The 26,356-nt window shown below is 32.6% G+C and carries 20 protein-coding genes; 8 read left to right on the plus strand and 12 right to left on the minus strand.

Annotation, left to right across the window (positions count from 1 at the left end):
- Positions 1-6: 6 nt before the first annotated feature.
- The 4 genes from DG508_RS02555 to DG508_RS02570 all read right to left on the minus strand — a co-directional run bounded on the left by DG508_RS02555 (position 7) and on the right by DG508_RS02570 (position 1,697).
- Positions 7-414, minus strand: coding sequence for a hypothetical protein (locus tag DG508_RS02555; RefSeq protein WP_108866761.1), 408 nt, complete (start codon positions 412-414; stop codon positions 7-9).
- A gap of 14 nt (positions 415-428) precedes the next feature.
- Positions 429-776 (minus strand): hypothetical protein, encoded by a 348-nt coding sequence (locus DG508_RS02560; protein WP_108866645.1) that lies wholly within the window; start codon positions 774-776, stop codon positions 429-431.
- A complete protein-coding gene (locus DG508_RS02565; protein WP_108866646.1) occupies positions 751-1,101 on the minus strand; it encodes a hypothetical protein in 351 nt (116 codons plus the stop codon). The genes DG508_RS02560 and DG508_RS02565 overlap by 26 nt, the downstream gene beginning before the upstream one ends.
- 92 nt (positions 1,102-1,193) lie before the next feature.
- Positions 1,194-1,697, minus strand: coding sequence for a GbsR/MarR family transcriptional regulator (locus DG508_RS02570; protein ID WP_108866647.1), 504 nt, complete (start codon positions 1,695-1,697; stop codon positions 1,194-1,196).
- 201 nt (positions 1,698-1,898) lie between these two features.
- On the opposite strand from DG508_RS02570, the gene DG508_RS02575 reads away from it, so the two are divergent.
- On the plus strand, positions 1,899-4,007 hold the full coding sequence (locus DG508_RS02575; RefSeq protein WP_159090622.1) for a M20/M25/M40 family metallo-hydrolase: 2,109 nt from the start codon (positions 1,899-1,901) through the stop codon (positions 4,005-4,007).
- 75 nt (positions 4,008-4,082) lie between these two features.
- On the opposite strand, the gene DG508_RS02580 is transcribed toward DG508_RS02575, so the two are convergent.
- The 3 genes from DG508_RS02580 to DG508_RS02590 form a co-directional block, all read right to left on the minus strand.
- Positions 4,083-6,104, minus strand: coding sequence for a M3 family metallopeptidase (locus tag DG508_RS02580; protein ID WP_108866649.1), 2,022 nt, complete (start codon positions 6,102-6,104; stop codon positions 4,083-4,085).
- Between the two features lie 589 nt (positions 6,105-6,693).
- Positions 6,694-7,179: a 5-(carboxyamino)imidazole ribonucleotide mutase gene (purE, locus tag DG508_RS02585; RefSeq protein WP_108866650.1), complete on the minus strand. Its 486-nt coding sequence runs from the start codon at positions 7,177-7,179 to the stop codon at positions 6,694-6,696.
- Between the two features lie 100 nt (positions 7,180-7,279).
- A complete protein-coding gene (locus DG508_RS02590; protein WP_108866762.1) occupies positions 7,280-8,437 on the minus strand; it encodes a 5-(carboxyamino)imidazole ribonucleotide synthase in 1,158 nt (385 codons plus the stop codon).
- 248 nt (positions 8,438-8,685) lie between these two features.
- Here DG508_RS02590 and DG508_RS02595 point away from each other — a divergent pair, with 248 nt between their 5' ends.
- Together DG508_RS02595 and obgE are read left to right on the plus strand one after the other, a co-directional pair.
- Positions 8,686-9,804 (plus strand): adenylate kinase, encoded by a 1,119-nt coding sequence (locus tag DG508_RS02595; protein ID WP_108866651.1) that lies wholly within the window; start codon positions 8,686-8,688, stop codon positions 9,802-9,804.
- A gap of 103 nt (positions 9,805-9,907) precedes the next feature.
- Positions 9,908-10,915 carry a GTPase ObgE gene (gene obgE, locus DG508_RS02600; RefSeq protein ID WP_108866652.1) on the plus strand — a complete coding sequence of 336 codons (1,008 nt, stop codon included), beginning with the start codon at positions 9,908-9,910 and terminating at the stop codon, positions 10,913-10,915.
- Positions 10,916-11,366: 451 nt separating this feature from the next.
- On the opposite strand, the gene DG508_RS02605 is transcribed toward obgE, so the two are convergent.
- Both DG508_RS02605 and DG508_RS02610 read right to left on the minus strand, forming a co-directional pair.
- Positions 11,367-12,023, minus strand: a complete 657-nt coding sequence (locus DG508_RS02605) for a TIGR02117 family protein (RefSeq protein ID WP_108866653.1) — start codon at positions 12,021-12,023, stop codon at positions 11,367-11,369.
- Between the two features lie 95 nt (positions 12,024-12,118).
- The gene (locus DG508_RS02610) at positions 12,119-18,169 is read right to left on the minus strand and encodes an alpha-2-macroglobulin family protein (RefSeq protein ID WP_234418160.1); all 6,051 of its coding nucleotides are present in this window, start codon (positions 18,167-18,169) and stop codon (positions 12,119-12,121) included.
- Positions 18,170-18,571: 402 nt separating this feature from the next.
- Here DG508_RS02610 and DG508_RS02615 point away from each other — a divergent pair, with 402 nt between their 5' ends.
- Positions 18,572-19,933 carry a UDP-N-acetylmuramate--L-alanine ligase gene (locus DG508_RS02615; protein WP_108866655.1) on the plus strand — a complete coding sequence of 454 codons (1,362 nt, stop codon included), beginning with the start codon at positions 18,572-18,574 and terminating at the stop codon, positions 19,931-19,933.
- Positions 19,934-19,971: 38 nt separating this feature from the next.
- On the opposite strand, the gene DG508_RS02620 is transcribed toward DG508_RS02615, so the two are convergent.
- Complete coding sequence (locus DG508_RS02620; RefSeq protein ID WP_108866656.1) at positions 19,972-20,415, minus strand: DUF1569 domain-containing protein; 444 nt, start codon at positions 20,413-20,415, stop codon at positions 19,972-19,974.
- Positions 20,416-20,487: 72 nt separating this feature from the next.
- On the minus strand, positions 20,488-20,931 hold the full coding sequence (locus DG508_RS02625) for a hypothetical protein (RefSeq protein WP_103863669.1): 444 nt from the start codon (positions 20,929-20,931) through the stop codon (positions 20,488-20,490).
- Positions 20,932-21,160: 229 nt separating this feature from the next.
- On the opposite strand from DG508_RS02625, the gene radC reads away from it, so the two are divergent.
- From radC to DG508_RS02645, 4 genes are all read left to right on the plus strand, one after another.
- Positions 21,161-21,859, plus strand: a complete 699-nt coding sequence (radC, locus tag DG508_RS02630; RefSeq protein ID WP_108866657.1) for a RadC family protein — start codon at positions 21,161-21,163, stop codon at positions 21,857-21,859.
- A 70-nt stretch (positions 21,860-21,929) separates the two neighbouring features.
- On the plus strand, positions 21,930-23,240 hold the full coding sequence (locus DG508_RS02635) for a DUF7033 domain-containing protein (RefSeq protein WP_108866658.1): 1,311 nt from the start codon (positions 21,930-21,932) through the stop codon (positions 23,238-23,240).
- Entirely contained in the window at positions 23,233-23,919 is a 687-nt protein-coding gene (locus DG508_RS02640; protein ID WP_108866659.1) for a YjjG family noncanonical pyrimidine nucleotidase, read from the plus strand. The genes DG508_RS02635 and DG508_RS02640 overlap by 8 nt, the downstream gene beginning before the upstream one ends.
- 228 nt (positions 23,920-24,147) lie before the next feature.
- Positions 24,148-24,924 carry a hypothetical protein gene (locus DG508_RS02645; protein ID WP_108866660.1) on the plus strand — a complete coding sequence of 259 codons (777 nt, stop codon included), beginning with the start codon at positions 24,148-24,150 and terminating at the stop codon, positions 24,922-24,924.
- 32 nt (positions 24,925-24,956) lie between these two features.
- Here the strand turns inward: DG508_RS02645 and DG508_RS02650 are convergent, their stop codons facing one another.
- On the minus strand, positions 24,957-26,240 hold the full coding sequence (locus tag DG508_RS02650; protein WP_108866661.1) for a replication-associated recombination protein A: 1,284 nt from the start codon (positions 26,238-26,240) through the stop codon (positions 24,957-24,959).
- Between the last annotated feature and the right edge of the window lie 116 nt (positions 26,241-26,356).

Consider the following 26,356-nt stretch of genomic DNA (forward strand, 5'->3'; position numbering starts at 1 on the left):
CAAATATTATCCTGCTTGTGGGGTGTGAAAAGGAGGGACTTTTTCTGAAATAGATTTTTTACGTGCTTTTTTTCTTCCTCTAAAAAATAGAAATAAATTAAGAAAAAGCATTATACCTAGATACATAGAAAAACCACCTACTTTGAAGCTTAAAATTTCGATAAGATTTTGATATGTGTTTTGAAAATGGTGAGAATCAATTTTAAGAATAAGTAAAGCCCAACCAATATTTAGTAAGTAAAAACCAACTTCAAATAATCGATTTGTAGCCAAAGCAATATCCTCTTGATTTCTAAAAATATCAATCATAAAAGTTTTACCATTTTTGAATAATGTTTTTGAAACAAAGTAAGTTAGTGTAATAGCAATAGGAAGATAGATGAGGTAACCAATAAAAATTTTAGAATTTTCCATAATATTAGAATGAATTATTGTTTTAAGTTTTTGAGAAATCTTGTAATCCAAAATAGATTGAAATAATGCAAGCCTGCGAGGATGCAAATTATGATAGCTATATGACGGGATATAACCTCTGTCATTTGGGTTAATGTATATATTGTTGACCAGCCAGATAAAGCGAGTATTGCATAACCAATGTTTAAAAGGTAATAGCCTATTAAAAGCATATTATTGACTTTTAAGCAAAAATCTGTATCATCAGGAATAATATTGGCCATAAAAATAGTTCCGTTTTGATAACAAATGAACCCTACTTTGATAATTGTAAATCCAGTTACCAATACATAGATGCTATATGCAATTATGTTTAAGTTCATAAGTTGTATTTTTAATTTGATAAGTAACATATACAAAGTATCCAGCTATACTCATTGGCGCAATGACTAAATATAGAAGTGCAAAATCAGAAATCGCAACACTAGTTAGAAATATTAACCCATATAGCATAACTAAGCAAGAGTATGTTATAAGGTGCTTTTTTTGCTCTTTATCAAATTTTTTCCAGTAAAAAAGTAATATAGATGCAAGAATTATTTGGATTCCTCCAAGAAAAATTTGTGCTATTAATCCTAAATAGATAGTAAGGTATAATAACAAGGTTAGGATAAAACTCCATTTATTGATAATATGTATCGTTTTCATAATTTTTATAGTTTTGAAATTTTCAGAAAAAACTGAAAGTATAATTTAAAAATAAAAGAAGGAATAAACCTTCTTTTGTCTAGGTGTATTTTTTATTTAATTAGTTTTACCAATGCTTTGGTAATCCAGTTATGGTCTTGACCAATTACTTTATTCATCATTATATCCAAGGTTTCTGCCATTTCATGTAATGATTTAGTTTGTTTTATAAGCTCTTCTGTTTTTTGAGTGCCATCTTGTTCAATGTTTGAAACATCTTTTAGTATTTTGATGGTTGGTTTGAGTTCTCTTCTGCTTCTTTCTTTAGCAATTTGTCGTGCTAGTTCCTGAACATCTTTCTCAGAGGTGAAATACTCTTTTCGTTCTCCCATTTTATTTTCTTTAAAAACAATCCCCCAATCCATTAGTTGACGAAGATTTGTGCTTGTATTTCCTCGAGAGATTTGTAACTGCTCCATAATATCTTCCATAGTAAGAGGTTCAGGAGAGATTAATAACAGGGCATGAATTTGAGCCATGGCTTTATTGATACCCCATAATGTACCTAGTGACCCCCAGGTAGAAATAAATTTGTTTTTTGCTTCATCGTAATTCATGTTACAAATATATAAAATATTCTGAACTTTCAAAAAATATTGAAAGTTTGTGAATGACTTTTTGTTTAGATAGATGGATATTTGATTCATTTTAAAGGATTTACCTTAGTTATTTTATGGAAAAACATGTTCGCTATAATTCTGGTAATGTGTACTTTAGCGGATCAAACACAAATTACAAACTCAACAAATCAAAGTAACATGAAAAAACTAAATTCATTTATTTTAGGGGCGTTATTCAGTACATTGACGATATGTACACAGGCGCAAGAACGATCAGAGATGTTTTATGCAACCATGGATACCCATTCTGCATTACAACTAAAAAAGAATCATCCTAAAGATGTGGTGATCATTAAAACAGTTGGTGATTATAGTGCTGTAATGTTGAATGAAAGTTCTGCAGAAGAATTACATCATACAGGACTTAAACATGGGCCAGGATATTTTTATGAAAACTCTGAGAAGGATGCAATACATGCTATAGAGCAAGTTATTGCAATCAAGAAGGCAAAGAGCGAATCTAGCTCTATAAAAGCAGTTTCTTTTGATATTACTCAAGATCAATTGGTGAACCAAAGTTTAGGGTTGGTTAATAACACAAACATTGATAGGCATATCAAGGAACTAGAGAATTATGGAACTCGCTATCATACAAAAAGTAGTGCAACAAGAGCTTCTAGAGACCTAAAGACAAAATGGGAGAACCTTGCCAGAGGTAGAAGTGATGTGTCTGTAAGACTTGTAAATCATTCTAATACATCAATGCCATCTGTTGTTATGACTATTACGGGTACAGAAAAACCAGATGAATATGTGGTTATTGGTGGGCATCTGGATTCTACATCTAGAAATGGACAAAATAATGCCCCAGGGGCAGATGATAATGCTTCTGGTATTGCAACAATAACTGAGGCTGCAAGAGTATTATTTAGTATGAACTTTAAGCCTAAGAGAACTATGGAGTTTATGGCTTTTGCTGCAGAAGAAGTAGGACTAGTAGGGTCTAAAGAAATTGCAAGAGATTATAAAAGGCGTAATGTAAAAATAGTAAGTTATATGCAGTTGGATATGACAAACTATAAAGGTTCTACACAAGATGTTTTTATTACTACAGATTCATATAATAGTACTTCATTAAATAACTTTCTAAAAAGGCTAATGGATCATTATAATTCGTCTGGAGCGCATAGAATTACTTATGGTAACTCTGCTTGTAATTACGGGTGCTCTGATCATCATAGTTTTGCACAACAGGGATATGAAACAGCATTTCCTATAGAGGCAAAATTTAGAGAAAGTAACCCTCATATCCATACTTCTGGTGATACATCATCCAGATTTCCTACCGCTAATGCTACCCATGCAGCTAAATTTGCAAAATTAGCCTTAGAATATCTTATCGAGATAGGTAATGGAGTATCAGGAGGAGGTAATCCTTCTAGTTATTGTGCTTCTAATGGTAATACTACCTCAGATGAATATATAGGTAAGGTTGCTCTAGGGACTATTAATAAGACGTCTACAGCTGGAAGTGGAGGTTATAGTGATTTTACAGCTGAATCTACCAATCTTTCAAAAGGAAGCTCAAATACTATTACGATTACACCAAAATGGACAGGAAGCACATATAATGAAGCGTATGCAGTATGGATAGACTATAATCAAGATAAGGATTTTGCTGATGCAGGAGAGTTGGTTTGGAGTAAAACTCCTTCAACAACAACACCTGTAAGTGGTAGTTTTACAGTGCCATCGGGAGCAAAAAATGGAAACACTAGAATGAGGGTTGCAATGAAGTATAATGGTATTCCTACTGCTTGCGAATCTTTTAAGTATGGAGAGGTAGAAGATTATACAGTTGTTATTTCTGCTAGAAATAGTGTAGTGGATTCTACTCCATGTAAAAATGCTGCTCCATATAATTCATCGGTATATTATAAGACAGGAGATCTTGTAACTCATAAAGGAGGTTTATTTGAAAGAACAAGCGCTAATGGATGGAAACGTATTGCTTCTTGTGATGCTACTGCCAGAAATACTACAATTTCTACTTTGGCAGGTGATGACATGTTGTTTGATTTTTACCCTAATCCTGTAGAGGGGGAATCTGTAACAGTAACAGTGCGTAACGATCTATGGAAAAAAGGTAGTATTCTCGTCGTAGATGCAAAAGGTAATATCTTGCAAGAGATAAAACTAACACAAAAAACGGCTCAGATTAATACTTCAAAATTATCAATAGGAACTTATTTTTTGACGTTGTTTAAAGGGGCAAAAAATTATACAAAACAGATGATTATCAAATAAAAGTCATCAATAATTAAATAACCCATACTGAGTTTATAAAAAACAACTTTAATAAACTCAGTATGGTATTTATTTCTACTTTATTAAACCTGCTCGTTTTAATAAAGCTTCAGGTTTAGGTTCCTGACCTCTGAAACGTTTGTATAGTATCATTGGGTTTTCTGTACCTCCTTTTGATAATACATGCTCTTTGAATAGACTTGCGATATCTTTATTAAAGATTCCGTTTTCTTTAAAATATTCAAAAGCATCAGCATCTAGTACTTCTGCCCATTTATAGGAGTAATATCCTGCAGAATACCCTCCTTGAAAAATATGAGAAAAAGCAGTACTCATACAGTTTTCTGCAACATCAGGATATAAAGAGGTTTCAGAAAAAACTTCTGTTTCATGCTCTTTTACATTTTTGATAGCGCTAGGGTCTTGAGCATGCCATGACATATCGAGTAATCCAAAGCTGAGTTGGCGCAGGGTTGCCATACCTTGCATAAAGGTAGAGGATTCTTTAATTTTTTCTACCAATTCCATAGGGATAACCTCTTCTGTTTCATAATGTTTAGCAAATAGCTCAAGAGCTTCTTTTTCATAACACCAATTTTCTAATACCTGACTAGGCAATTCTACAAAATCCCAGTAAACATTTGTGCCTGATAAACTAGGGTACGTAGTATCTGCCAGCATACCATGTAATGCATGGCCAAATTCATGAAATAAAGTAGTGACTTCATTAAATGTTAATAAAGACGGTTTGCTAGGAGTGGGCTTGGTAAAATTACAAACAATAGAAACATGTGGTCTGGTGATCTTGTCTTCTTTTCTCATTTGAGATTTGTATGAAGTCATCCATGCACCATTACGCTTACCTGGCCTTGGGTGAAAGTCAGCATAAAATAAAGCAATAGGGTTTCCATCAGAATTAGTAACATGATATGTCTTTACTTCGTCATGGTATTTATCTACATCATTAGTCTCTGTAAATTTTAAGTCAAATAGTCTAGATGCAATCGTAAATACGCCATTAATGACATTTTCAAGTTTGAAATAAGGCTTTAGTTGCTCATCATCTAGGTCAAAAAGTTTTTGTTTTAATTTTTCTGAGTAATAAGAGGCATCCCATTTTTGTAATTGATCAATACCATCAAGTTCTTTGGCAAAAGATTCTAGTTGTTCAAATTCTCTTTGTGCTGCTGGTTTTGCTTTTTCTAGAATCTCATTGAGAAAAGTAAATACTGTATCAGGAGTTTCAGCCATTCGTTCTTCTAATACATAATCTGCGTGAGATGAATATCCTAGGAGTTGTGCTCGCTGATACCTGAGATTTGTTATTCTGAGTACATTTTTTTGATTGTCTTGGTCATTATCATTAAAAGCTCTTGCTCCAAAAGCTACAGATAACTTTTTACGTAGTTCACGATTTTCAGCATAGGTAACAAAAGGGATATAGCTTGGATAATCTAGAGTGATTAGCCATCCTTCTTTATTTTTTGCGGTTGCCATTGCTTTGGCTGCCTCTTTTGCTCCTTCGGGTAATCCTTTTACATCGGCTTCATTGGTAAGTAGCATCTCAAAACTATTAGTTTCTGCAAGTACATTTTCACCAAACTTCAAACTTAAGGAGGAGAGCTCTTTGTCTATTGACCTTAGTTCTTCCTTTTTTTCATCGGTAAGATTCGCTCCATTTCTAGAGAAAGATTTATATCTTTTTTCCAGAAGCCTGTTTTGTTCAGGAGTTAGTTCTAGTGTCTCTCTTTGATTGTATACGGCTTCTATTTTTTTGAATAGTTCCAAATTAAGCGCTATATCATTTCCGAATTCTGAAAGTAACGGGGAGGCTTCTTGTGCTATTTGTTGAATATCTTCATTAGTTTCTGCGCTATTTAAATTAAAAAACACGCTAGTAACTCTATCTAATAATTCGCCTGAATATTCTAAAGCTTCTATGGTATTTGAAAAAGTAGCTTTTTCAGGGTTGGAAACAATACTATCTATTTCTTTTTTAGCGATTGAAATTCCGTTTTTTATAGCGGGTAAAAAATGATCTGACGTTATTTTTGTGAACGGTGCAGTATCAAATGGTTTTAATAATGGATTGCTCATTGTTGTATGATAATTTGTTTTTAATTATTACTTATGCCCTGATATCGAAAAAAATAACCTTTTATCGAAAAAGCACCTCTGAATTGCATCACTTTTAATCAAACCAATTTTTATACTAATAGATTTGATTAGGTTTATTAGTATGGTCTGGTATTAGAATTAGGAGGTTATTATTATTAGGGGTATGAATATTAATAATTGTTCTAATGCAAAGGCCAAATATATTGAAAGAGCTGCATTATTGTAGCTCTTTCTTTTTCTATTTTTATTAAAAACACTTCAGTTTTTTGTTAATATTCAGTTTTTTCTCCATTTAGCGTCTGTTTTTTCAATCAAATAATATATAAAATCAATCAAATTGTGTTTTTTGTCGATTAAATAGGTGTTTCATCGAAATATCGAATATTTTACCGTTACTTTTTTTGTGTAATGGAAGTAAGGTTTTACCTTTGTTTCAGGTTTTAAGAGTAATGGTCTTATGATGAATTTTTTTGTGTAATATATTTAAGTTGGTTAATAAATATTGTTATATTCTTTTATAAGACCTGATATTCAAAAGAGTCGCTGAAAAGCGACTCTTTTTTTTGCACTATTTTTTGATTTGTTTTGCACCATCAATTACCTTTTGTTTTAAACCTTCTTTATAAGCGATGATTTTTTCTAAGACAGATAAATCGTTGGAGCCCACAATTTGCGCAGCCAATATACCAGCATTTAAAGCTCCGTCTAATGCTACAGTTGCTACAGGAACTCCGCCTGGCATTTGTAGAATAGATAATACAGAATCCCAACCATCAATAGAATTACGTGATTTTACAGGAACCCCCACTACAGGAAGAGGGGATAAAGATGCTACCATACCAGGAAGGTGTGCTGCGCCTCCAGCTCCTGCAATGATTACCTGAATCCCTCTAGTGTGTGCGTTCTTGGCATAATCAAACAATTTTTCAGGGGTTCTATGTGCAGAAACAATATCTACTTCTACATCGATATCGAAACTTTCTAGTATTTCGACAGCTTTTTCCATTACAGGCAAGTCACTAGTACTGCCCATTATAATTCCAACCTTGCTCATTATTTATTTTGTTATTGTTACTACTTTGTTATAATACTCAAAAATAAAAAACGGTTATTTGCAAAGAGTAAATAACCGTTTTTTATTTTTTGGAAATTAGTTATTCGCTAATTACCTCTATTGTGTTTTTTACTTTTTCAGCTATTTTCCTAGCTTCATTTATATCTTCATGTACTATTGTTACATGTCCCATTTTCCTGAAAGGTCTGGTCTGTTTTTTACCATAAATATGAGGAGTAACACCTTTCATTTTCATAATGTTTTCTATGTTTTTATAGATAACATTACCGTCATAGCCTTCTTTTCCTACTAGATTTACCATAATACCAGCAACTTTACTTTCTGTAGCTCCTAGGGGTAAATCAAGAATTGCTCTGATTTGTTGCTCAAATTGATTAGTGTAACTTGCTTCTATACTATAATGACCACTGTTATGAGGTCTTGGGGCTACTTCGTTCACAAGAATTTCATTGTCTTGTGTCAAAAACATTTCTACGGCTAGTATCCCTACATGTTCAAAAGCTCTTGATACACTTTCGGCAACTTTCATTGCTTTTTTAGAAATTTCATCATCAATTCTTGCAGGGCATATTACATATTCTACTTGGTTAGCTTCTGGATGAAACTCCATTTCGACCACTGGGTATGTTTTAATTTCTCCGCTAGGAGTACGAGCTACAATTACTGCAAGTTCATTTTTGAAATTTACTAATTCTTCTGCAATACACTCTACATCTGGTAAACGTACTAAATCAGCTCCAGACTTAATAATTGATACACCTTTACCATCATATCCTCCTTGAGTACTTTTCCAAACAAACGGAAGTTTGATCTTGTTGCTAGTAATACCTTCAGTAAGATGTGCTTTATTTGAGAATCTAGTAAATGTTGCAGTGGGAATGTTTTGTTCTTTATAAAACAGCTTTTGTTTTCCTTTGTTCTGTATTTTTTCCAATGTTTTTGCACTGGGATATACTTTTTTTCCTTCCTCTTCTAGTTTTGCTAGTGCTTGTAGATTTACAGACTCAATTTCAAAAGTGAGGACATCTACTTTTTTTCCAAAATTATATACGGTCTCATAATCCATGAGGTTACCTTGTTGAAAAAAATCACATGCTATTTTAGAAGGGGCATCTTGATCAGGATCCATAACATAAGTTTGAATATCATACTTACGTGTCTCATATAGCATCATCTTGCCTAGTTGTCCGCCTCCAAGAATTCCTAGTTTGAAGTTTGACGAGAAAAAATTTGTCATTTTAGGGGGTTCAAATTTATCATAAATGGCAAAAATAATTTTTTCAGAAAGAATAACCATAAGAATGTAAGGTAAATGCTATTACTTAACTACAATCTTTCTTGTTTTATCAGGTTTTACTTTCTTATTTTTCTCAGTATAAATTAATAGTAAGGTTTATGTGCAGTAGGTTGGTAGTGTAAATCTTAGTTATGCTCATATCTAATTACTATCTTTGCGCCTTTGTATAAAAAATCAAACCATAGTCAGTGTCAAATAGTTTTATAAAGTTGCATGATTTACATTTTGTTCCTTTTATTTCTGAGAATGAGATAGTAAAAGCAATAGATAAAGTGTCTGATGGGTTAAATCATGACCTTAAAGATAAAAAACCTTTGTTTATTGCTGTATTGAACGGTGCTTTTATGTTTGCATCAGAAATTATAAAAAGGTTTGATTATGAATGTGAGGTTAGTTTTGTAAAACTTGCTTCATATTCTGGAACCGAGACTACACATGAAGTGAAAGAGCTGGTAGGGCTAGATCAGGAAATATCTGGACGAACAGTTGTGATTTTAGAAGATATAGTAGATACTGGTAATACTGTAGAGGTATTGGCAAAAATGTTGGAGGAAAAAGGATGTTCTGATTATAAGATTGCGACGTTATTTTATAAACCAGAAGCATACACCAAAGAGGTTGCAATTACATATACAGGAATTGAAATTGAAAATCGGTTTATTGTAGGTTACGGGCTTGATTATAATGGATTGGGACGTAATCTTACTCAAGTTTATCAACTAAAATCAAATAATATGACAAATTTGGTCTTATTCGGGCCTCCAGGGGCAGGAAAAGGAACACAAGCAGAAGTTTTAAAACAAAAATATGATCTGGTACATATCTCTACAGGAGACGTATTCAGATATAATATAAAAAATGCTACCGAGCTAGGCACTTTGGCAAAATCTTATATGGATAAAGGGCAATTGGTCCCAGATGAGGTTACAATTAACATGCTAAATGCTGAGGTTGATAAAAAACCAAATGCCAAAGGCTTTATCTTTGACGGGTTTCCTAGAAATGAAGCTCAGGCAGATTCATTGGCAAAATTCCTAGAAACCAAAGGAACAGAGGTACGCGCAATGGTTGCTCTAGAGGTAGATGATGAGGTATTGGTTCAGCGATTACTAGAAAGAGGAAAAACATCAGGACGACCAGATGATGCAGATGAAGGAGTGATACGTAACCGTATCAAAATATATTATGATGAAACTGCTATTTTAAAAGATTATTATCAAAAACAAGATAAATATTTTGGAATAGATGGAGTAGGTGGTGTTGATGAGATTACCCAAAGATTAAGCAACGTAATAGATACACTGTAAGTTTATAGGTCTCTCTTGTGAGACAGAACAAAATTACAGATACTAATAATAGAGATTAAATTGAAATGATCCCAATATATGTCGGGATGATACGAAACGAGTTATGACAGAAGGGAATTTTGTAGATTATGTAAAGTTACATGTAACCTCGGGGAACGGAGGTAAGGGATCTGTGCATTTACATCGAGAAAAATATATTACCAAGGGAGGACCCGATGGTGGTGATGGAGGACGGGGAGGTCACGTTATTGTTCGTGCAAATCCAAATATGTGGACATTATATCATCTTAAGTTTAGACGTCATTTCAGAGCAGAACATGGAGGGCACGGTAGTAAAAGTAGAAGTACTGGTGCAGATGGAGGAGATGTGTACATTGATGTGCCGTTAGGAACAGTGATTCGTGACACAGAAACTCAAGATATTATTCAAGAAATTACTGAGAATGGACAAGAATATATTGCGGTTCGCGGTGGAAAAGGTGGTAGAGGAAACTGGCATTTTAAAAATTCTGTAAATCAAACCCCTCGATATGCACAGCCAGGGATAGAAGGAGAAGAATTAGATGTTACACTAGAGCTTAAGGTGTTGGCAGATGTGGGATTGGTAGGATTTCCTAATGCAGGGAAATCTACGTTGTTGTCTGTAATTACTTCTGCAAAGCCAAAAATTGCTGATTATGAATTTACTACATTAAAACCTAATTTGGGGATTGTAGAATATAGAGATTTTCAGACGTTTGTAATGGCTGATATTCCTGGAATCATTGAAGGGGCAGCAGAAGGAAAAGGTATTGGACATCGCTTTTTAAGACATATTGAACGTAACTCTAGTTTGTTGTTTTTGATTCCTGCGGATGCTCCTGATATAAAAAATCAATATGAAATTCTTTTAGATGAATTACGTAGATATAATCCTGATCTGCTAGATAAAGAACGCCTAGTTGCTATTTCTAAATGTGATATGTTGGATGATGAGCTAAAAGGAGAATTAAAAAAAGAATTGGATCAACAAATGGATGCTCCTTATTTGTTTATTTCTTCGGTTGCTCAGCAAGGATTACAAGAACTAAAAGATACATTATGGAAAATGTTGAATCAATCTATTGATTGATTTTTCTAATTAGTATAATTTAAAATCAGTATAGGTGTATATCTATGCTGATTTTTTTTGTTTCTTATAAGAGGGGAAGTATTTATTATAATTCCCTATTAAAACTGTTTCTTTTTACTCCATACTTCAAAATTAAATACATGGATGAAGGTATTATCCTTGAATTTCCTTTTTTATCTAAACCAAAAATAATTCAATTCAAGTTACGGTCATTTTAATTGAGAATTGATGTTATTTTGTGATGGCAAATTTTTTTAAATGAATGCTTAATAATTGTTTTTTTGTGATTAGTAGTGTTTTTAATTAACCATATGCTAACTTTTTTCAACCTGTTTTTACCAAAGCAAAATCAACTTAAAGCATTTCTAAGTCAACTTAAAATCTAAATTTCCCCCTAGAAGATGAAAACTAAATATGAAGAAAATATTAATAAGATTTTTGGGCTATAGATCTATTTATCTTGTTGATGCATATTGAGAACACCAAAATCATAAGGAGTCCATAGACATGCTTTTATATTACTTTTTTTTAAGCCACTATTTACCCAACTATTACATGTTTTGAAACAGGAATAACTACCTTTTGCTTCATAAAAATCATCATTTATATAATACCCCAGACCAGGTAATAATACTTTTTTTTGATCAGAATCTAGTTGGAAGGTTTTGTAGATGTATTCATTGATTTTTTTTAGTTGTTTCTTATCTACTTTTAGTTCAATCCAATCATTTTGAATAGAAGAGTATCTTGTTACATGTAATAATGTAGGGGATTCCAGAAATAAGGCTTTGAACCCATTGGTAATAGTAAGGTCTGCCCAGTTAGGGGTTTCTACATAAAAACTTTTATCACCCCATCCAAATGAGAAGTATTGAGCTTTGGAGGTATATATTTGATCTTTTAAAACAGCAGAGATTAAGTCATCTTTCTGAATAATAATATCTAAATGTACACCGTTGGAGCTTAAATATATGGGGTGAGGTTTATTATGATCATTTTTGGTGTTGTTTACTGGAATGTGAGTTAAAACTAATGACGTTATAAGATATAGAAGAGGTGGGGTTAAAATGATTGTAAGATATTTTAGTATTCTTTTAATTAATCTCATGTCAACTGTTTCTGTCTCAAAATAACTTCACAGGGTATTGTTATATTTTTATACAATACCCTGTGAGAGCTAAAATAATCAAAAGAATTTACCATCTATTTGATTTGTACTCTAATCCCTTCTGAGTGACTAGAGAACTCAGGAGCATACATACTCTGTATGGTAGTGATACCATTAGAGAAATCACCTTTATTATTTACCCGTAAATCGTATTCAAAAACATAAACACCTTTTGGTAAGTAATCAAAAAAGAAATTGGTCGATGCATCTTTGGTGCTCTCATAGTACCCTAATCCATCTTGCCATTTATATTGAGATATAACGTTGATTGGTTCCATCCCAGATGCTCGCATATCTTTCATATGCACAAACTCCATAGCACGGTCAGACCTTAATTCGATTCGTACTCTTACAAGATCACCCAGTTCTAATTTTGTATTAGAAGTTATTTCTGTAATTTTTTCACCTGTATCAGTATTTGTTTTTAGGAATAGTTTTTTCTTTAATGACAATGGCGTTTTGGCTGTAGTAATCTTGTCTAGATCTTCAAAGTATTGCCAGTACAATGCTCCCCATGCAATTCCTTTTCCTTTTTTAGAAATTTTGGCTGTAGCCATATCAGGTTTGATCTCATTTGTGTTCCACGAGGTTTTGAAATATCCTGTTCCAGCCTCAACTTGAATATCCTTCATTGTACTTGGATCAATTTTTTGATCTCCTAATACGATATCTACCATATCTGTTACCGATAACCAATCACTACCATTTAATAATAGTGCATATACGGCATCAGAAGTTGCTTTGGTGGTTTGCCAACGATTGGTTTGTTTGTTTTTGAGCAACCAGATTTTTAGATTATCAACAATCTGTGTCTTTTTGGGTTCAGTTTCTATTTCAGAAAATACCTCGATCATTAATGATTGAGTTTCAATTGGTGCTTGATACCAGAACCAACTAGCAGTATTTGATTTCCAGTACATACCTAATTCTTCACTAGAGATGCTTTTTTCATCTAACGATCTAATGATTTTATTGGCAGTAGTATCTTTTGCTCGATGTAAAATCAAGGCCAACATTCCTTGTGAATATAGACTCTGGCTTAGCCAGTACTTCTTAGATTGACCTAGATAGTAATTCCACGCCTCGTTGGTGTTGTTAGGTCTTTTGATATCAGTAAAGAAACTACGCATATATAGATAATGAACCTGCGTATAGCTTAAATGGTTTTCATTAATGTCGATTTTGTTCTTTTTACAATATCGTTTCAATTCTTCATATTCTTTTACAAAAGCAGCATCTAGAAAACGAACTGATTTTTGAAGCATATTGGTTGTGCTTTGATCAAATTGAGTAACTCCTAATTTTCTTAGGTGACCAAAACCAGTTGCGATATGTTGTGTGATAAATCGATTTTCTCGCCCTCCTTTGAACCAAGGGAATCCACCAGAATTATATTGCATTTGTTGCAACTTACGTAGCGCCATCTGTAATTCATTATTCATTTTGTTTAGATCAAAAAGTAGAGCAATTCTTTTCTTTTGCTCAGTTTCACTTTGTGCATCACGTAACCATGGAGTTTCTTGAATGATTAATGATTTTAGTTCTTGATTTTTTTCAAGATTACTTACAAGTGCATCACTGGATTTCCATTGATTAAACACTTCCTGAATTCTAGGGTTTGAATTAGCAATATGACTGGCTAGTGTATTTGCATAATATCGAGAAAATGTCTGTTCTGCACATTCATAAGGATACTCCATGAGATAAGGGAGTGCCTGTACTGCATACCATGCAGGATTGGAGGTCATCTCTAAGGTAAGTTTATGGTGTTTTAATGTGCTTGAGGTATTGTTTTTTAACTTATTTAGTGTAAAAGTTTTTGTTTGATCAGATCGAATCCACATTGGTAATGTCTCTGTAACAAGCATTCTATTGCTTAAGACAGGTAATACATTTTGCTCGCCATCAGAAAATTCTCCAGCTTTGGCTATAATTTTATATTGTACCGTTTGTATATTGTCTGGTATAGTAAGCTCCCAAGAAGCATTTGTATTGCCTTTTGCTTTGATATTAAAATTTTGAGAAGCGTTATTATTATGGAGCGCTACATCTATTGCTTTATTTGTTAATGCATCAAATAATTGTAATTCAACAGTGCCATTAAGCTCTTTGTTTGCAAGATTAGAAATTTTAGAACTCAATACAATTTTATCTCCTTGACGTAAGAACCTTGGTGGATTAGGAAGTACCATTAGTTCTTTTTGAGTTACAGTTTCTAGAGTGGTGGTGGTAGCTTTTAAGTCTTTGGTATGTGCCAGAAGTTGTAATTTCCATTTAGTTAACGCTTCTGGAGCGGTAAAATTAAAGCTAACATTACCTTCTGCATCAGTAGATAACTGTGGAAAGAAAAAAGCGGTTTCTTGCAGGTTTTTTCGAATCTTTACTCCTTCAGTAGATGATTGTGTTTGTTCTTTCTTGCTATTTTCTTCATTAGAACGATCAGTGATTCTTGCAGTTGTATCTTCTTCTTTTGCCTCCATCTCATCATCCATAACGGCTGCGGTTTCCATAGGCATAGATCTTTTTTTTGATTTTGGTGCTCGCATCATTTCCATTGGAGCAGGAGAACCACTCTCCATAATATCACGCATCTTATTTCTTCCACCAAAATATACTTGTCCAAAATATAATCCAAACCAATTTAATTGATCATAGTGTTGATTACTGCTATGATAATCAGGGTTACTTCGGTTTTGTAATCTGAATGGTTGTATGCCAAAACTTTGTGTTGCGTTTCTGGTACTTTGTGTATGGTATGGCGGACGATTGATGGGATTAAAATACCATTGATGTGGTTTGAATTGATCTAGAGAGGCATCATACATGCCAGCAAGTAACTCAGCACTTACCTTGTCTCCTTTATCTCCTTTGATTACAAAACTCCATGTTTCTTGTTGACCTGGGAGTAGCTTATCTCTAAATGTTTTGGTTTCTATACTCAGATCTGTAGATTCGTATGGTACAGGAATTATGATTGCTCCACTCTCATAGCCATTATAGTTTAGATAACTGTAATTTATAGAAAAACCACCCATATCATCTTTGTCAACAGGAATTTTGATCGTTTTACTATTATTAGATAATTTGATAAGCTGGGTTTTGATAATCTTATGATCTTTTTCTATATCTACGGTAATCGTAATATCTTCTGAGGCAGACCCAAATTTGATTATTGCTTCGTCTCCTGGTTGATATGTATCTTTATTGGTAGAGATTTCAAATAATTGTTTGTCGCTAATAGTTTTATCATCATGACTATAGATGGTAATATATTGTATGTCTTTTACGTCTTGTCCAAATCGATCTTTGGCTTTCAGCTCAATAACATATTTTCCTGATTCCCATTTTTTGATATTTCCTAAAGGTAGGTCTTGTGTTCCTTTTTCATTTTCTTTTACAGCAGAAGTATTAAAAGAACTATCAAATACTAATTTTCCTTTATTCCATTTTCGGTAATCATGTTCATTTTTAAAAGCATCATGAGGGAATATTTTTTTGAATTCTTCTTCTTTGAAGCCATTGTAATCTGGTGCTTTCCATGGGCGAATACGCATAGGCTTTTCTGGAGCTAGTAATTTGTAGACTTTGATAGATCCAGATACAGCAACAGGTTCATTATTAAGATTAATGGAACTTATTATAAGTTCGTGATCTTTTTGAGTTTTATCAAGTTTTTCTTTGATAGAAATATTGGCAGTAAGTGCATGGTAACCTACATTCACAATAGTTGTTGTACTACGGGTTTCACCATTGATATCGATTACATCTGCAGTAATCTCATAATTAAATATAGGTAGATTTTCTCTAGATACTCCTAGGTCTGGTAGGGCTTTAAAATCAATAAAATACTCTCCTTTGTCATTGGTTTTGGTTTCTCCATGTGTGATTTCTTGAGGTTCTACTGTGTGTGCGGGATACCAATAGCACCAACGAGGATATTGTACTTTGCGATGTACTCTATATATTACTTTGGCATCTGTAATCATACTACCAGCATAAGCAGTTGCAATACCAGTAAGTTTTATCTTATCATTTACTTTATAAACCTCGGTAACGGGGTTGAATTTGGTTTCAAATTTTGGTCTTTTATATTCTTCAACAGAAAAAGAAGTGCTGTTGTAACTATTGGTTTGTATGGTGTATATACCTGTAAGTCCCGATGAAGGTATTATGAACTCTCCGCTAAAAGAACCGTACTCATTGGTTGTAAAATTTAATGTTTTTACATTTTGACCATTTACATCTTTTAGAGAAGCAAACGTAGGTTGGTTAGCAGATACTTTATAATCTTCATCTCCATTAGAAGACATCATAATCCCTTTAAAAAATACAGTTTGCCCTGGCCTATATATACTGCGATCGGTAAATAGAAATGTAGTACTACGATGGGTTTTGTCGTTTTCTGAAGTGTAGGATTGATTTAGGTAATATCCTTGGAATCTAGTATTGTCTTTTTGGTATGAAACGGTAATATCTACATCATAGTAATATTTATTTACAGATAGATATACTTGTCCTTTTTCATCTGTTGTTGTGGTTTTGTCTAATCGATCACCATACCCTCTTCGACTATCTGTTTTGAAATGTACTTTTGCATTTGGAATAGGATTTCCATTGTGACGATCTAAGACTTGAAATATTGATTTTTCAGGAGTTTTGTTTTCTATTAATGCAAGGTTACTAATCTGGGTATTACCATAGGAGAACATACTATTTTGGGTAAGGTCTTTTGCGGTTGAGGCAAGGATAAGATAAGAGCCTTGCTCTAACTCTGGCACTAATACTTCTGTAGTATGTCTTTGGTAATCATATTCATTACAAATCTCAGATTTCCATTCTTTACTTATTTGTAGAGCGTTTAAAAATTTAATTTGTTCTTCAGTTTTATAGAGTCGATTTAAACTATTGAGCTGTTTAGGGGTAATTTTTAATGCCTTAAAGTATAGTTTGTCTAGGTTTTTATATGTGATCAATAATCTACCTAAGGTTTGTATGGGGAGATATTTTTCTGTTTTGATATCTAGTTCAGGATTTAAAATCTGACTTTTTAAAGCTTTACAGTGATCTGCCCCTCTGGAGTTAGGGAATCTTTTGATCGTTGTATCGCATATTCCCAATGCGTCTTTTAGTTTCCAACGATGAGTTTTGTTTTTTTCAGGGATATAAGTAGCAGCATATTCGTTATATAAACTTGCGATTTCATAATCATATAGTGCAGAAGCTTCTTGAGTCGCATACTTCTTTTTTTCTGATTGTAGACATTCTAGTAAAACTGTTTTTACGTTATCAAAGACTGCATTTTCTGCTACAAATTTGATACGTTCTATATTTACTTCTGTTAATGCATCAGGAGTTTTGTCTCTAGAATGAAACTTGATTAAGTCTTGGAATAGTTTTAAAGCGTTAAACTGTAATGACAGAGAGTCTTTGGTGTTAATTTTTAAAGATGAAAAAATAGAGTGATCCTGTAAATATTTTTTGTCGTTTATAGAAAAAGCATAGGATGGTTTGGTGATAGAGGTCTCAGAGGTTTTGTGAAAATCCAATGCATTGTGGACTAAAAAGTCATATAATGTAGGACGGTATTTTTTTGAATCTGAAGCTACTTGTAAAATTTCATCAAATTTATCAAGGCTTGTTTGTTGTGCTAAGACTCCGTTTTGAAGTGATTTTTGGTAATATAAGTGGACCTCTGAAAATAGTGTTTCGAGATCCCATGTTCTAAAATCTTCCTGATCTACTTTTTGAGCAGTTTGTGTTCTATTATAGAATTTCCATCTGTTTTGTTGAAAATACTGCCAGTATAAATTAGCTAAGATACTTTGTAGGATATTTTTTTTAGGAAATTTACTGTTGCCGATATCCTTTTTTAAATTTTTTATAATGGTGAGTTGTGCATTTTCTTCAAGGGTAAGCATGTATTTTGCTTTATGAAGCATCGCTTTTATAACCTGATTGTCATTTTTTTCTTTTTGAGCCCTTTCATATATCGATTCTACAACTTCTAAGGCAGATTTTGGTAACCCTTTTTGATTAAAAGTTTCAACTTTTTTCCAGTCGTTTTGATATTCGTTTTGCCCTTTCATTATATACAGGTTTGATATACAGATTATAATAAGGATGATATGCTTTTTCATCATTTGTGTTTTAAGTTGTGAAACAAACGTAAAGACGAGTTGTATTATTTTATTATAACTGCATCTTGTGATTTGTAAATAACATTATAAAGCTACGTATTTGTCATGAGTCGTGGCTATTTTGTTTATAGAAATAAAAAATTATGCCAAATCTATTTAAGCGAGTAAGAAACAACTAAAAACGAATAGATAAAATGATAAATGAGTGAAATGCCTGTTTTGTTTAGCAAACTGTTGGATTTTAGAAGGAAACGATTAGAGATGCTAGGGTGTTTGTATTTTTTCATGATATCATTGTTTTGAGAGCAGATTGTTAATTGTATATTTACTCTCTGATTTTAAGAGTTTATTATGCGTATACATTTTATAGCTATAGGAGGTAGTGCCATGCATAACCTAGCAATTGCATTACATCAAAAAGGATATGAGGTTACAGGGAGTGATGATACTATTTTTGAACCCTCTAAGTCGAGGTTGGAACGTTATGAATTACTGCCAAATCAATTTGGTTGGTTTGCAGATAAAATCACTTCTGATTTAGATGCTGTTATTTTGGGTATGCATGCCAAAAAAGATAATGAAGAACTTCTTAAAGCTCAGGAATTAGGGGTAAAGATATATTCTTATCCTGAGTTTTTGTATGAACAATCAAAAAATAAAACAAGAGTAGTTATTGGGGGGTCTCATGGAAAAACTACTATTACTTCTATGATTTTACATGTTTTGCATTATCATGACAAAGAAGTAGATTATATGGTTGGAGCTCAATTAGAAGGTTTTGATACAATGGTACATCTTACAGAAGAAAATGATTTTATCATTTTGGAAGGAGATGAGTACTTGTCATCACCAATTGATAGAAGGCCAAAATTTCATTTGTATCAACCAAATATTGCTTTGATAAGTGGTATTGCATGGGATCACATTAATGTGTTTCCAACATTTGATAATTATGTAGATCAATTTCGTGTTTTTATTGAGTCGATAGTTAATGGGGGAGCTTTGGTATACAATGAAGAGGACTCAGAAGTGAAAAAAATGGCTGAGCTGACAGAAAACCCAATTCGTAAGTTTCCATATTTTACACCAGAGTATAGGATAGAACACGGCGAGACTTTATTAAATACTCCAGAAGGAGAAATGCCTGTTGAGATCTTTGGAGCACATAATCTGAGTAATCTTGCAGGTGCCAAATGGATTTGTCAACATATGGGGATTGATGAAGATGATTTTTATGAAGCAATAGCTTCTTTTAAAGGAGCATCAAAACGATTAGAGAAAATTGTAGAACATAATAATACAGTAGCATTTAAGGATTTTGCGCATAGCCCATCCAAGGTGAGAGCAACTACCAGAGCTGTAAAAGAACAATATAAAGACAGAAAAGTTATTGCCTGCCTTGAGTTACATACATATAGTAGTCTTGATGCATCGTTTTTGAAAGAATATGAAGGGGCATTAAATACAGCAGACGAAGCAGTTGTATTCTACTCTCCCCATGCTGTGAAAATTAAGCAACTAGAAGAAGTTTCTGCTGTGCAAATTGAAACAGCTTTTAATAGAGATGACCTGATTATTTATACTGAGCCAAGAGATTTTAAAGAATATTTAGCACAAAAAGATTTAGATAATTCTGTGTTACTATTAATGAGTAGTGGTAATTATGGGGGATTAGATTTTGATGAAGTTAAAAAATGGATAATTAGAGAGTAAATATTGTGCACGAAGTACAACAATGCTAACTTCTTGTTTTAGACATCGAATTGCTGAAGATGGTGATCTAAATGTTTATATTGTAATTGCCCCCATTGCTCGTTTGTGAATTTACCAAAGATTGGATGGGGTTCCCATTCTTTTTTATCCCTTTGATTTGAGAATTTAGCAACAAGCTCCAAAAGTATTTCTTTTTCAGGGATAAACTCTTTAGTTTCTACTACTTTTAGTTTAGAGTGAGTTGGTAAATTTTTTCTCCACGGCTTATCATTATACATAGATTTTTTAAAAAATAATTTAGCTAGAAAATTAGGTTTAAGCGTAAGAGGATTTTTTCTCAGGGCTGTTTTTAATGGAAATTGACAATGATGTAGCATTTGTGAAACATTCATTTTACCCCATGCAGCAGAACTATCAGTAGAGAGTTTATTGATTCGACTTTCTATTTCATTTAAGACTAATGGATCAAATAAAGACTTCATGATGTTAGTTTTATTAAAAAACAAAAGGCTAATCAATTGATTAGCCTTTTGTTTAATTTATATATGATTTTTTTAACTTACTTCATCAAAAAATAGACTAAGAAACCCATCTAGATCATCGTTACTACCAATATCTTTTGGTGTACCTAGATTAATCATTAAAGGTTGGTCTTTTATTGTTCCCCTTAAAAAATACTGAAAGGTTGTTCCCATCTTAAATTTATATCCTTTTAGTTGAGAACCGAATGAAGTAAATACTACTTCTGTTTTTGAAGTGTTACTCTCTGCAAATGCACTTATTGTAGCATCAAATACTGCAGATAACATGTCATCAGTATAATAATCCCACTTTATAGATGTTCCATCACAAGCTTGCATTTCATATTCAGATTGTGCTTGACATCCTTTAGGTACTTGTATGTTATTTCCTACTAAATTAAGAAATGATATCTTTTTATCTTGCCCATAAAAACTAATGGTTGCAAGAAGTAAAACGAAAGTAAAAATATTCTTCATAAATAGGTTAATTTGAAGGTGTTAAAATATTCATTTTTGGATTAAGGGTGCTCAAATATAGTAAAACTTTCATTTTCAAACAAATATATGTGATAAAATAATGGCTTAGGATAACAATTCTTGTACTATTGTTGATATATTTATAGTGTAATAAGTAGTTGTTTTTGAGGTGAATAGTTTGCTCTTATTGCTTTGATATTTTAATTATTTTTAATTGTAAATTAGTTGTATGAGTGAGATAAGTGCTTCGTTTTCGATCAAGGAATGGGATGAAAATGATCGTCCAAGAGAGAAATTAGACGCTAAAGGGAAGAATACACTTACCGATGCAGAGTTGTTGGCTATATTAATAGGTTCAGGTAATCGAGAAGAGAGTGCAGTAGCATTAAGCAAGCGTATGTTAGCTAGTGTAGATCATAAGATTAATAGATTAGGTAAATTATCGGTCAAACAGCTAATGCGTTTCAAAGGAATTGGTAAAGCAAAAGCTATAACCATTGTAGCTGGATTAGAATTAGGAAGAAGAAGAAGAGATGAGATCTCTATGACGATACCAAAAATTACTTGTAGTAAAGATGCGTTTAATCTTTTAAGACCTGTTATAGGAGATCTTCAGCATGAAGAATTTTGGGTGTTGTTTCTAAATAATGCAAACAAAGTAATTCAGAAAAAACAAATCAGTATAGGTGGTAAGACAGAAACCTCTGTAGATTTAAGAATTGTTTATAAATTAGCATTAGAATGTGGAGCTGTAGGAATTATAATTGGTCATAATCATCCTAGTGGAGTACTGCACCCAAGTCAATCAGATAAAATTTTAACCCAAAGGCTAAAGCTGGCAGGGCAAACTTTGGATATCAAATTATTTGATCACCTTGTTATTACAGAAAATAGTTATTTTAGCTTTGCAGATGAATCTATATTATAGTATCTATATTCCTGTTTTGATTAATAAAATGAGAAATAGAAGCTATAAGATGTAATCCTAGAACACAAATATGCTATTAGTTCATGTACAAAAAGTTACTCCCAGAGTATTATATACCTTTAAACAAATTTGCAAACGTATTTTAGGGTTAGATGTAGATTTGGTTTCAAAAATAGAACCGTTTATTGCCCATGATGGTCCTAAGTTTTCTTATGGTAAGCAACCATTAGGAAAGGAACTTTATTTTCAAAGTGTAGAATTGCTTTTTGAGCATGGGTTAAATGATGTAGATATAGAAGTGACTCAATGGGAAGATACAAAATGCTTTTTTGATGTTAAACATACTGAATCAGCATTGCCTTTTGATATTTTTGCGGCGACCTTTTATCTATTAACAAGATATGAAGAGTACCTGCCTCATGTAAAAGATACTATAGGTCGTTTTCCTGCAATAGAGAGTATTGCTTATACTCATGATTTCTTAAAAGATCCTGTAGTAGATATATGGGCTCATAAATTCAAAAAAGTACTTTTAGAGAAATACCCAGGTCTTAAATTTCAAGAAAAAAAATTCTCGATAAAACCAGTTATTTCAGTAAGCCAAACCTTTGCTTATAGAAATAAAGGGATCCTAAGGTCAATAGGAGGAGGGTTTAGAGATTTATGGAAACTACAGTTTGAAGAACTTACAGATAGAATAAAAGTAATTATAGGGTTGCAAAAAGATCCGTATGACACATTTGATTTTATAATTGGGCTACAAAAAAAAAGAAAAAGAAAAACCAAAGTCTTAATTGGGCTAGGTGATTATTCTAAGTATGATAAAAATGTAGGATACAACCGTTTGCAGCATCATAAGATTATAAAGCATATAGCTGATTATCTTGATGTAGGACTAAAAGTTTCCTATGCGGCTATTTCTGATATGGTTCTGCTGAAAAAGGAAAAGCTGCGAATAGAGAATATTGTGAATCGACGGCTACAATATTCCCTGTGTTCTTTTTTCAAAATAAAACTACCAGAAGCGTATCGTAATTTTATAGAATTAGAAATTGGAGAAGATTACTCAATGGGGTATGCTGGATATGCTGGATTTCGTGCAGGTACCTGTTCACCTTTTATGTTTTATGATTTGGATTACGAAGTACAAACTCCATTAATAGTATATTCTTTTTGTTATGCATATTTGGGGGAAGAAGACAGAGAAGATGTAGGGGATGAGATATCAGTAAAAAAAGAAATAGGCGACTATATAAAAAAGATTAAAAAGGTAAATGGTACCTTTATTCCTGTTTTTAGTAATACCTTATATAGCGATTCACATAATGAATCTTTTTGGAAATCAATTTTAGAATTTATTTGGACTATAGAAGATGAGTAATATAATCAAACATGTTTTTTTTGATCTAGATCATACACTTTGGGACTTTGATAAGAATTCTTCCCTAGCATTTCAAATGATTTTTGAAAAATTTAATATTGATATTCAGTTAGGAGATTTTTTAAAAGTTTATCAACCTATTAATATGCAGTATTGGAAATTGTATAGAGAAGAAAAGGTTAATCAACAAGAGCTTAGAAGAGGTCGCCTTTCTGAAACGTTTTCCTTTTTTGAAAAAAAATATCCTGTAGAGACCATAGATGCAATGTCTAGTGGTTATATTGATTTTTTGCCACTTCATAATTATTTGATAGATGGAGCAAAAGATTTATTAGATTATCTTACTCCAAGATATGATTTACATATTATTACCAATGGATTTAAAGAAGTTCAGAATAAGAAATTATTAAACTCTGGGATTTTACATTTTTTTAAAACAGTGACAGATAGCGAAGAGGCAGGGGTGAAAAAGCCAAATCCTTTTATTTTTGAAAAAGCAATATTAAAATCTGGAGCAGTATCTAATCATAGTGTAATGATAGGAGATAATTATGAAGCAGATATATTGGGAGCAGAAGCGGTTGGATTAAAAACAATATGTTTTAATTATCATAAAGAAAAATTACCTTCACAAAATATTCAAGTTGCTACATTAGAAGATATTAAAAATTACCTTTGATTTTTATATGACTACCTACCTTTTTTGTGATGATTTATAGAGGTGTATTTTGTGACACCTTTTAGTATGACAAAATTAATTTTTATATTTCGACTTATATTTTAATAGAAAATACTAATCTTGCATAGGTAGTAATGCTAGTTCTTATTTTGAACTTTAATAAATTCAAATGAAGAAATGATATAAGAGTATAACTACGGTTTGATTTTAATGATATAAAATGATTGTATGTTACGTAATTTGTTTTTAGGGGTTGTTTTTATTTCAACATTGAGTAGTAGTGCTCAAAAAAGTATTAATGAGTATGAATATATTGTTGTACCAGAGAGTTATAGTTTTCTTAAAAAGAATGATCAGTATCAGCTAAATTCATTGACCAAATTTTTATTTGAGAAATATGGTTTTAAAGCTTTTATGAATATGGCAGAATATCCTGAGGATTTAAAAAATAATGGATGTAAAGCATTGCGAGCGAATGTAGTAAAAAAACCAAGTGTATTTCAGACTAGGCTTATTGTAGAATTGATTGATTGTAATGGTGCAGTTGTGTTTGCTTCTACAGAAGGTAAAAGTAGAGAAAAAGAGTTTAAACCAGCATATCATCAGGCACTTAGGAATGCTTTTAAAGATGTAAAAACATTAAATTATACTTTTGTGCAGAGTAAGCAGGAAGAGGTGTCAAAGAAAGAACCTATAACTGTATCAGAGGGTAAAGTAAAAGAAGCGGTGCAATTATCTACACCAACAAATAAGTCGATCGAATATTTGTTTAACGAAGTCAATTTCATCTTTGAAAAACAAGAATATGGATATGAGATGTTTAAAAAAGAACAAGAAAAGATGTCTGTAGGTAAAATCTATAAATCGACTAGTGGAAAAAGTTATATCGTAAAAGCTGGAGAATTAAGTGGTAATGGCTATTTTGATGGATACGGTAATTTTGTCCTAGAGCGCATCAATCCTGTAACTAATAAGTTGGTTACAGATACATTTGCTAGGCAGTAATAAAGTTATGGCTGTCTGTATAATTAAACTAATTAATAGCCGTATTTGTCACCCCATCTGGATTTAAGAAAAGTTCTTAACGAATGCTCGCGCTGATTATCTCCTGGGTCAAATAGTTTAGTGTTTATGATTTCATCAGGAAGAAACTCCTGTTTTGCAAAATTATCCTTATGATTATGTGCATATTTGTAATCTTCACCATACCCTAATTCTTTCATCAGTTTAGTAGGAGCATTTCTTATATGTAATGGCACAGATAAATCCCCAGTTTGTTTTACTAATTGTTGTGCATGATTAATAGCCATGTAAGAAGCATTGCTCTTAGGTGAAGAGGCAAGATAAACAGCACATTGGCTCAATATGATTCTAGCTTCTGGGTATCCAATAGTATTAACTGCCTGAAAAGAATTATTGGCTAAGATCAACGCTGTAGGGTTTGCATTTCCGATATCTTCAGAGGCTAATATAATTAATCTTCTGGCTATAAATTTTAGATCTTCACCGCCTTCAATCATTCTGGCAAGCCAATAAACAGCAGCATTAGGGTCGCTACCTCTAATTGATTTGATAAATGCAGAAATAATATCATAATGTTGTTCTCCAGTTTTGTCATATCGCACAGTGTTTTGCTGTACTAGTTTTGTCACCACATCATTGGTTATGACTATAGGCTCTTGATCGTGGCTAGAAACGATCAATTCAAAAATATTAAGCAGTTTACGCGCATCTCCACCACTTAGTTTTAATATAGATTCAGTTTCTTTTAGTTCTATTTTTTTTGATTTCAGAAATTCATCTTCTTGCATTGCTCTTTCTAACAAAGCTTCTAGCTCCTTTTTGCCAAAAGGGTTAAGTGTGTATACTTGACAACGCGATAATAATGCAGGGATAACTTCAAAACTAGGATTTTCTGTAGTTGCACCAATAAGAGTAACCCAACCTTTTTCTACGGCACCTAATAGCGAATCTTGTTGTGATTTACTAAAACGATGAATTTCATCAATAAACAAAATAGGATTTTTGGTAGTAAATAAACCTCCGCTTTGTTTGGCCTTATCAATAACCTCTCTTACATCTTTTACACCGCTATTGATGGCGCTTAGCGTATAGAAAGGTCTTCCTGATTCGGTAGCAATGATATTTGCCAGTGTTGTTTTTCCTACCCCAGGAGGGCCCCAAAGTATAAGAGAAGGAATAATCCCTTTTTTGATTTGCTGTGTTAATGATCCATTAGTGCCAATAAGGTGCTCCTGACTCAAGTACTGCTCCAAAGATAATGGGCGAATTCTTTCTGCTAAAGGCTTGTTTGTATTCATTTACAATTGTTATTTTAATTTGATTAGTATTATAGGAGCTATAAGTAATCAAAAGATTGTACAAGATTATTTTGTAAATGTAAAGTTACAAAGCTTCATTGAATTTATTTGTAGGA

Source organism: Aquimarina aquimarini, assembly GCF_900299535.1.
Taxonomy (GTDB): Bacteria; Bacteroidota; Bacteroidia; order Flavobacteriales; family Flavobacteriaceae; genus Aquimarina; species Aquimarina aquimarini.